The 9,014-nt window shown below is 77.5% G+C and carries 8 protein-coding genes, 1 tRNA gene and 1 pseudogene; 1 reads left to right on the forward strand and 9 read right to left on the reverse strand.

Translation table 11 applies throughout. The features are described from left to right. Both HLB09_RS09450 and HLB09_RS09455 read right to left on the reverse strand, forming a co-directional pair. Positions 1–383 (reverse strand): annotated as a pseudogene (locus tag HLB09_RS09450) (hypothetical protein); the annotation flags it as partial. Next, positions 380–1,159, reverse strand: coding sequence for an SOS response-associated peptidase (locus HLB09_RS09455; protein WP_171203142.1), 780 nt, complete (start codon positions 1,157–1,159; stop codon positions 380–382). The pseudogene HLB09_RS09450 and the gene HLB09_RS09455, both read right to left, overlap by 4 nt. A gap of 124 nt (positions 1,160–1,283) precedes the next feature. Between HLB09_RS09455 and HLB09_RS09460 the strand changes: the two genes are divergently transcribed. Beyond that, positions 1,284–1,961 (forward strand): flagellar brake protein, encoded by a 678-nt coding sequence (locus tag HLB09_RS09460; RefSeq protein ID WP_171203136.1) that lies wholly within the window; start codon positions 1,284–1,286, stop codon positions 1,959–1,961. Positions 1,962–2,032: 71 nt separating this feature from the next. On the opposite strand, the gene HLB09_RS09465 is transcribed toward HLB09_RS09460, so the two are convergent. The 7 genes from HLB09_RS09465 to HLB09_RS09495 form a co-directional block, all read right to left on the reverse strand. Beyond that, positions 2,033–2,106 (reverse strand) — tRNA-Thr (locus tag HLB09_RS09465). 108 nt (positions 2,107–2,214) lie between these two features. Next, positions 2,215–2,715 carry a glutathione peroxidase gene (locus HLB09_RS09470; protein ID WP_171203137.1) on the reverse strand — a complete coding sequence of 167 codons (501 nt, stop codon included), beginning with the start codon at positions 2,713–2,715 and terminating at the stop codon, positions 2,215–2,217. 59 nt (positions 2,716–2,774) lie between these two features. After that, a complete protein-coding gene (locus tag HLB09_RS09475) occupies positions 2,775–5,360 on the reverse strand; it encodes a putative bifunctional diguanylate cyclase/phosphodiesterase (protein ID WP_171203138.1) in 2,586 nt (861 codons plus the stop codon). Between the two features lie 92 nt (positions 5,361–5,452). Continuing rightward, complete coding sequence (locus HLB09_RS09480) at positions 5,453–5,914, reverse strand: hypothetical protein (RefSeq protein ID WP_171203139.1); 462 nt, start codon at positions 5,912–5,914, stop codon at positions 5,453–5,455. A gap of 151 nt (positions 5,915–6,065) precedes the next feature. Beyond that, positions 6,066–7,649 (reverse strand): alpha/beta hydrolase, encoded by a 1,584-nt coding sequence (locus tag HLB09_RS09485; protein WP_171203140.1) that lies wholly within the window; start codon positions 7,647–7,649, stop codon positions 6,066–6,068. Between the two features lie 8 nt (positions 7,650–7,657). Beyond that, positions 7,658–8,812: a DNA polymerase III subunit delta' gene (locus HLB09_RS09490; protein ID WP_171203141.1), complete on the reverse strand. Its 1,155-nt coding sequence runs from the start codon at positions 8,810–8,812 to the stop codon at positions 7,658–7,660. Continuing rightward, positions 8,809–9,014 (reverse strand): hypothetical protein (locus tag HLB09_RS09495; protein WP_212770832.1); only part of this gene is annotated, 206 nt, incomplete at its 5' end. The genes HLB09_RS09490 and HLB09_RS09495, both read right to left, overlap by 4 nt.

The raw sequence follows: 9,014 nt of genomic DNA on the forward strand, positions 1-9,014 counted from the left end.
GCCTGGCCGCCCACCCGCACGAGAGCCAGGACGGCGGCGAGCCCCGCGAAGCCGGGGCCGGCCCACGCCGTCCCCAGCAGGGCCGAGACGAGCACGAGCGCGGCCACCGCGACCAGCGCCGTCGTGACGACCACGGGCAGGGGCCGGACGCCCGCGGGCGACTCCAGCTGGGCCGCGAGCAGCCGGCCGCCGACCGCCCCGGTGGCCGACCCCACGGCGGCCGACAGCAGGACGGCGGCGGCGACGAGGAGCAGGGCGCCGGACCCGCCACCGCCGAGCAGCAGCAGGGCGAGGCCGCTGACGAGGCCGGCCACGAGGCCGAGCACCGCGCCCGAGCGGGCGCCGAGGACGACCAGCCGCGCCCGCTCGGCGGCGGCGCTCACGCCGGGCCCCCCGTCCCCGCGACGGAGTCCTGCTCGCCGTCGTCCCGGGCCCGGGGCTCGACGAGGTGCGGGCCGTCCTGGCGGACGTCGCCGACCTCGGGGCCGACGACGTGGGGCACCAGGTGCGGCTCCGGCAGCGAGGCGACGAGCTCCCGCACCTCCTCGAGCTCCGTCGTGGTGGTGCTGAGCCAGTCGGCCCGGGCGCCGGGCGGCACGACGAGCGGCGTGCGGTCGTGGATCTCCCCCAGCGCGTCGTGCGCCGCGGTCGTGACGACGGCGACCGACCACACCCAGCGCCCCGGGTCGTCGTCGTCGCGCGACCGGTCGCGCCAGAGCTCGTAGACCCCGGCGAAGGTGAGCAGGGCGCCGTCCCCGTCGCGCAGGAACCAGGGCGTCTTGCGCCGCTGCCCGGGCACGGCCTGCCACTCGTAGTAGCCGTCCGCCGGCACGAGGCACCGGCGCCGCGCGGCGGCCACCCGGAACGCCGAGCGCTCCGTGAGCGTCTCCGAGCGGGCGTTGATCATCCGGGCGCCCGTGGAGAGGTCCTTCGACCACGACGGCACGAGGCCCCAGCGAGCGGTGCGCAGCTGGCGGGCGGGCGCGGCCGCCGCGCCGACCCCGTCGTCGTCCCGCTGCGGACGCTCGAGCACGACGCGCACGTCGTCGGTGGGGGCGACGTTCCACGACGGCGGGAGCTCCTCCCCCACCACCTCGTCGACGTCCAGCAGGTCGACGACCTCGGCGTCGCGCACCGAGCTCGCGTAGCGGCCGCACATGGCGACCAGTGTGCCGGTCACCGCGGGCGATGGCCGCGCCCGGGCGCCGCGGAGGGTTCAGGTGGGGCCGCGCGCGGTCGATGGGGTGCTGGGAGCCCGCGCGGCGCGGGCGCGAGGAGGTCCCGTGGCCGGCACGTCGAGCACCGCGCGCGCCCTCCTGCCCGCCGACGAGGCGCCGCCGACCGGGTCGCTCGTCGACGTCGCGCCCCACCGCGCCCACGTGCCCCTCACCGCCCGCGTCGTCGCCGTCGGACCCGACCGGCTCGTCCTGGAGCGCCCCGCCGACCTGCTCGGCGCCGCCTCGCGCCTCGTCGAGGACGAGGCCGTCGACCTCGTCTGGAGCGAGGCCGGCTCCGTCGTCGGGGTGCCGGTGCTCGTGCGGGACCTCTCCGACGACGGCTGGACTGCCGTCGTGACCGGGGCGCCGCAGCGCGTCCAGCGCCGCGAGGCCGTGCGGGCCCCCGTGGACCTGCGCGGACGCATCGGCCGGGCGGCCGACGGGCTGGGGGCGGGGCAGGTGCTCGAGGTCGTCGTCGAGGACCTCAGCGAGAGCGGCGCGCGCTGCCTCGTCGACCCGGTCGCGCTGCGGCTCGAGCAGGACGAGCTCGTGCACCTGGACCTGCCGCTCGAGGGGCTGCCCGGGCCCCTCGCGGCCCGGGTGGTGCACCGCCGGTACCGCCACGGGACGCGGGCCACCCTCGTGGGGCTGCGCTTCGAGGGGACGACCGCCGCGGACGCCGACGCGGTGCGGCGCCACGTCTTCGCGCGCCTGCGCGAGCTGCGCCGCCGCGGCGCGCTCTGAGCCCGGCCCCTCCGGGTCGGCCCCGGGACGAGCGAGGCCCCCGCGCGCCGGAGCGCCGGGGGCCTCTGCCGAGCCGCCTGTGGGAGTCGAACCCACGACCTACGCATTACGAGTGCGTCGCTCTAGCCGACTGAGCTAAGGCGGCGTGCGCGCCGGAGCGCGACGGGGCCAGACCTTACCGGTCCCCGGCCCGTGCTCTCGACCCGAGGGCCGCGGACACCGCCCGGCGTCCCGCCCGCGGGGCCCGGTGCCGTCAGCCGGCGGCGCCGGCGGGCAGGTGCGCCTCGAGGGCGGACAGCACCCGGGGGTCCTCCGGCTCGACACCGGGGCGGAAGCGGGCGACCGGCTCCCCGCCCGGGGCGAGGAGGAACTTCTCGAAGTTCCACTGCACGTCCCCCGCCTCGCCGTCGGCGTCCGGCGTCGGGACGAGCGCGTCGTACAGGGGGTGGCGGTCGTCGCCGTTGACGTCGAGCTTCTCGGTGAGCGGGAAGCTGACGCCGTACGTCGCCGAGCAGAACTCGGCGATCTCCTCCGCCGTCCCCGGCTCCTGGCCGCGGAACTGGTTGCACGGCACCCCGAGGACGACGAGGCCCCGGTCGGCGTAGCGGCGGGCGAGCCGCTCGAGGCCCTCGTACTGGGGCGTCAGGCCGCAGCGGGAGGCCACGTTGACGACGAGGACGGCGCGCCCCTCGAGCGCTGCGGGGTCCAGCGGGGTGCCGTCGAGGGCGGCGGGCAGGGTGTCGAGGGCGCTCACGAGCGCACCCTAGAGGCGCCCTCGCGGCTCCGCGCGCACGAGGACGGCCGGGCGCGGGCTCACCCGCGCAGCGGCTCCGGGGTCCGCCCCGCCACCCACCCGGGCACCTGGTCGCCCGGCATCGGGCGGGCGACCACGAACCCCTGGACGAGCTCGCAGCCCAGCGCCTGGACCCGCTGGCGGGCGACGTCGCTCTCGACGCCCTCGGCGACCACGCGCATCCCGAGGTCGTGGGCGAGCAGGACGATCGAGCGGACGACGGTGGAGTCCGTCGCCTCGAGCTCGAGGCGCTTGACGAAGGACTGGTCGATCTTCACCTCGTTGACGGGCAGCCGCTCGAGGTAGGCGAGGGAGGAGTGCCCCGTCCCGAAGTCGTCGACGCTCACCCCGACGCCGAGGCGGTGCAGGGCCGCGAGGACCTCCAGGCTGCGCTCCGGGTCGCTCATGACGCCGCTCTCGGTGATCTCCAGCACGAGGGCCGCCGGCGGCGTCCCGGTCGCCGCGAGGAGCGCGCCCACGGAGCCCGGCAGCGAGAGGTCGGAGATGTCGCGCGCCGTGACGTTGACGGAGATGTCCAGCTCGTGACCGGCCCGCGCCCACTCCGAGCGCAGCCGCAGCGACTCGGCGAGCACCGCCAGCGTGAGGCGCCCGAGGAGGCCGGTGCGCTCGGCGATGGCGACGACCTCGGTCGGCGGGACCCAGCCGTAGGACGGGTGCCACCACCGCAGGAGGGCCTCCACGCCCGTGACGACGCCCGTGCGCGCGTCGGTCTGGGGCTGGCACCACACCTCGAAGCCCCGGTGCTCGATGGCCGTCGGCAGCTCGCCGGCGAGGGCGAGGCGCCGGTGCACCGCGTCGGTGTCCTCGGGGACGTAGGGGGACACCCCGGCGCCGGAGGCCTTGGCGGCGTACATCGCGACGTCGGCGTGGACGAGCAGCTCGTCGCTGTCGCGGGCGTCGGGCGGGATGGGGGCGACGCCGATGCTCGCCGTGGTGGTCAGCGTGATGTCCTGCATGGGCACGGGGGCCGTGACCGACGCCAGGATGTCGCGGGCGCGCAGCACGGCGGCGTCCGGGCCCACGCCCGGCAGGAGGACGGCGAACTCGTCGCCGCCGAGGCGGGCCACGGTGCCGGCGCCCGCGCCGCCGGTCGGGTCGTCCGCCACGAGGGCGCTCAGCCGCCGGCCCGTCACCTGCAGCAGCTCGTCCCCCGCGCGGTGGCCCAGCGTGTCGTTGACGTCCTTGAAGTCGTCGAGGTCCATGAGCAGCACGGCGCCACCGACGCCGGCGCCCAGCGTCCGGGCGACGGCCTCGTTGAAGGCGCGGCGGTTCGGCAGACCGGTCAGGGCGTCGTGCAGCGCGTCGTGCTCGCGCTCAGCGGCCACGCGCCGCAGCCGGTCGACCAGCCGGGCCTTCTCCAGCGTCACCGCGGCGTGGGCGCCGAGCGTCTCGAAGAGCTGGAGGTCCCGGGCGTCGAAGGTCTCCTTCTCGAAGGACCGCTCGGCGACGAGGAAGACGCCGCGGAAGCCCGGGGACCGCACGGGCACGGCGATGCCGTCCCGGGGGGCGTCGGGGGTCCTGCCCTCGCGGACGTCGCTCGGCAGGAGGACCGACTCGCCCGCCACGGCGCCCGACCACCACGACGCGGCCAGCTCGCCGTCCGGCACGGGGCGGTCAGTGAGGCCGTCGCGCGGGCACAGCGACACGAGCACCGCCGGGTCGCCGCCCTCGCCGAGGAGGACGAGCTCGGCCTTCTCCGCCCGCAGGAGCTCGCCGGCCTCGCCGAGCACCGACCGCAGGGTGTCGTCGAGCTCGGACGCCGTCCCGGTGGAGCCGACGAAGCGGTACAGCGCCTGGAGGCGGTTGTGGCCGTCCACGACCGACAGGTACGCGCGGTACCCGACGGCCAGCATCACGACGACGACGGCCACGAGCGACAGGGCCGCCGGGCGCTCGGCCACGAGGACGACGACGAGCAGCGCCATGGACGTGTTGATGAGGGCGCCGGCCAGCCCCGCCGCGAGCGTCCGGAACGCGTGGGTGCGGCTGAGGCTGCCCTCGACGGCCAGGATCGCGACGCTCACCGCCAGCCAGGAGACGACGTCCGTGAGCAGCACGGCGACGAGCACGGCCAACCACGTGCCGACGCCGACGTCACCACCGGGCGGGGCCAGGAGGCTGAAGACCGTCACCCCGAGGCACGCCTCGAGGAAGAAGAGGGCGAGGTTGAAGTAGAGCTTGCGGCCGCGCTGCCGCTCCCAGAGCACCAGCCCGGCTCCGGCGCCCACGAGGTAGACGAAGACGTAGCCGGTGGGCTCGAGGTAGACGAGGCCCAGGACGGCCGGCAGCTCGCGCAGGGAGAAGGAGTGCGCCGTCCGCGTCGTCGGCAGGTGGATGACGAGGACCTCGGTGACCGCGAAGACCACGAGCAGGGCGAGGAGCAGGCCCACGGGCCGCAGCTCCGCGGCGACCGGAGCCCCCCCGAGGGCCAGCAGGCCGGCGCCCGCGACGACCATCGCCAAGGTGAGCCAGCCGATCCACCTCAGGCCGCCGCGCGTCCCGCCGGGCTCGGGTCCGGCCTCGACGTCCGTCGCCGGCGGCGAGGGGCGGGAGCCCGCGGCGGACTGCCCCGTCGCACTGCTCACGGCTCCACCCCCTCGGGTGCGTGGTCGGTCCTCCGGCCGAGGTTACGGGCGCCGAGCCGAGCCGGCAGGCGCCGGCACGACGGAGCCCGTCCTCACTCCCAGCGGTGCGCGTCCGAGCGCTCGGTGAGGACGACGCGCTCCCAGCGGTGCGCGTCCGCGCGACCCGCCGTCTTCGCCTCCCAGCGGTGCGCGTCCGCGCGACCCGCCGTCTTGGCCTCCCAGCGGTGCGCGTCCGCGCGACCCGCCGTCTTCGCCTCCCAGCGGTGCGCGTCCGCGCGACCCGCCGTCTTCGCCTCCCAGCGGTGCGCGTCCGCGCGACCCGCCGTCTTCGCCTCCCAGCGGTGCGCGTCCGCGCGACCCGCCGTCTTGGCCTCCCAGCGGTGCGCGTCCGCGCGGGAGACGGCAGCCGCCTCCCAGCGGTGGGCGTCCGCGCGACCCGTCGCGGCGCTCGCGGCGCCCGTCGCGCCGAGGAGGGAGCCACCCAGGACAGCGGCGCCGAGGAGGGCGCTGAGGGCGCGGCGGGCGGTGCGGCGAGTGCTCTTCGTCGTGGTCATGGAACCAGGCTCGGGGTTCTGGCGGACCATCTTGACTCCCGGGGTCTGCGGCCACCCGGTCGGGCGACGCTCGTCTGATGATCATTCAACCCGGGCCCGCCGCATGCCGAAAGCCCTCTCCCGGGGCATGTCCCGGGCTCCTCCCGAGGCGTCAACCGGTGCAGGTGGCGCCCTCTCCGGGCAGGACGCCGTCGAGCAGGTAGCCGTCGACGGCGCCGTCGACGCACTCCGACGAGCGCAGGTAGGCGGTGTGCCCCTCGCCGTCGTAGGTCAGCAGCCGCCCCGCGTCCAGCTGGTCGGCGAGGGACTCGGCCCACGCGTACGGGGTCGCCGGGTCGCCCGTGGTGCCCACCACGAGGACGGGCGCGGCCCCCGGTGCCTCCACCGGCGAGGGCGTCCGCACGGGCGGCACGGGCCAGACGTCGCACGTGACGTCCTCCCCCACGAGCAGGCCGGACAGCGTGGGCGCGGCCTCTTCCAGCTGCTCGCGCAGGCGGTCCTGGCTCTGCTGGTCCTCCGGCGGCGCCGGGTAGTCCAGGCACGTGACGGCGGTGAAGGCCTCGAGGAGGTTGCTGCTGTAGGACCCGTCGGGCAGGCGCCCGGCGTAGGCGTCCGCGAGGGCCAGCAGCCCCGAGCCGTCCCCGTCGAGGGCCAGCCGCAGGGCACCCGCGAGGGTGGGCCAGTACCCCTCGTCGTAGAGCGCGGCCACCACGCCCGTCGCCGCGAGGGGCTGCGTGAGGGGCCGCTGCGGGTCCCCCGTGGGCAGCGGCTCGTCCCCCGCGCGCCCCAGCAGGTCGGCCACCTCGTCGAGGGCGGCCTGCACGCCCTCCTCCCCCTCCTGCCCGCCGCCCAGGGGGCAGTCGTCGACGTCGCCGCCGACGCAGGCGGTGGCGAAGGCCCGCAGCGACTGCTCGAGGCCGCGGGCCTGCCCGAGCGCCACGTCGTCGGCCGTGCTCGCCGGGTCGAGGGCCCCGTCGAGCACGAGGCGCCCGACGCGCTCGGGGAAGGCGCGCGCGTACTCGGCCCCGATGAGCGTGCCGTAGGACTTGCCGAGGTAGGTGAGCCGCTCGTCGCCGAGGACGGCGCGCAGGACGTCGAGGTCGCGGGCGACCGACGGCGTGCCGATCTCCCCGAGCAGGGGGCCGGCGTCGGCCTCGCAGCCGGCGGCGAAGGTGCGGGCGCGCTCGAGCGCCGCCTCCTCGTCGGCGGGCGTGGCCGTCGAGACGTCCTGCGCCAGGTAGGCGTCGAGCCGGGCGTCGTCGAGGCAGTCGACCGGGTCGGAGCGCCCGACGCCGCGCGGGTCGAAGCCGACGACGTCGTACCGCTCGCGCACGGCCTCGCTGGCCACGGCCGCGGCGTCGGAGCCCACCCAGTCGACGCCGGAGGCCCCCGGCCCTCCCGGGTTCACGAGCAGCGACCCGATCCGCTCGCCGGGGTCCCCGGCCGGCACGCGGCTGACGGCCAGCTCCAGGGCCTCCCCCGCGGGCTCGTCCCAGTCGACGGGCACCTCGACGGTCGTGCACTCCCGCGCCTCGCCGCAGGGCACCCACGCGGGCTGCTGCTCGTAGTACCGCGCGAGGGCCGGGTCGGCGGCCGGCTCGCCCGCCGTGGCGGTGACCGGGCCCGGCGCGGGCAGCGTCGTGGCCGGCCCGCCCTCCGGCTGCGGGGTCGCGCTGCAGGCGACCAGGACGCCCGCGAGCAGGAGCGGTGCCGCGGCGGCCCGGCCGGCGCGCACGGCCCTCCTCACGCGGCGCCCACCGGCTCCGGCAGCAGCGCGACGCACATCGCCTCGACCGCGAGCAGCGGGTTGACGTTCGCCTGGATGCGCTCGCGCGCGGTGCCGATGGCGTCCATGCGCCCCAGCGTCGCAGCCGGGCCCCCGCGGCTCGCGAGAGCCCTCAGGTCCTCGACCATGGAGGCGTTGACGAGGTCGACGTCGGCGCCGAGCTGCAGCACCAGCACGTCGCGGTAGACCGACAGGAGGTCGAGCAGGGCGCGGTCGAGGACGTCGCGGCGCAGCCGGGTGGCCCGCTTCTTCTGGTCCTCCTCGAGGGCGCGCACCTGCGAGCGCAGCGCGGGGGGCACGGCGCGCCCGGGCTCGACGCCGAGGGTCCGCAGCAGCTCGGCGCGCTCGCGAGCGTCGCGCTCCGCGGTCGACGAGGACGCCTCCTCCGAGGCGACGTCGACGAGCTCGCCGGCGCGGACGACGGCGTCGGTGGGCCCGGACAGGTCCAGCGGGGTCCGGACCACCTCGCGGCGACGGGTGCGCGCCCCCTCGTCCCGCGCGAGGCGACGCGCGAGGCCGACGTGGCTCTGGGCCGCCCGGGCCGCGAAGGCCGCCATCGCGGGGTCGACGCCGTCGCGGCGCACCAGCAGGTCGGCCACCGCGGCCACGGGGGGCACGCGCAGCCGCACCGGTCGGGCCCGCGAGCGGATCGTCGGCAGCACGTCCTCCGGGCTGGGGGCGCACAGCAGCCAGACGGTCCGCTCGGGCGGCTCCTCGACGGCCTTGAGCAGGACGTTGGTGGTCCGCTCGAGCATCCGGTCGGCGTCCTCCACGAGGATGATCCGCCACCGGCCCGTCGAGGGCCTCCGCTGCGCCGCCTGCACGAGCTCCCGGACGGCGTCGATGCGCAGGGTCAGCAGCTCCGTCGCGACGACCCGGAGGTCGGCGTGCGTGCCCTGGACGGCCGTCCGGCAGGCGTGGCACGTGCCGCACCCCGTGCCGGTGTCGCACAGGAGGGCGGCGGCGAAGGCCCGCGCGGCCGTCGAGCGGCCCGAGCCCGGGGGGCCGGTGAAGAGCCAGGCGTGCGCCAGGGCGCCGCTGCCGAGGGCCGCGGCGCGGCGCAGCACCGCGACGGCCTCCTCCTGGCCGACGAGGTCGTCCCACACCGTCATCGGCGGTGCCCGCGCTCGTCCCCGGGCCCGTCCTCGGGCTCCTCCTCCCAGGAGAAGAGCTCGTCGGCCAGCGGTCCGTCGCCCCGGACCGCCTCCTCGTCCCTCCTCGCCCGCACCGGGTCCTCGGACTCGGCGCGGCGCCGCGAGGCGGCCGCCCGACGGCGGGCCCGCTGCAGGGCCTGGCGCCGGCGGTCGGCGGCCT

Origin of the sequence: Pseudokineococcus marinus, from assembly GCF_013004605.1 — a bacterium.
Classification (GTDB): Bacteria; Actinomycetota; Actinomycetes; order Actinomycetales; family Quadrisphaeraceae; genus Pseudokineococcus; species Pseudokineococcus marinus.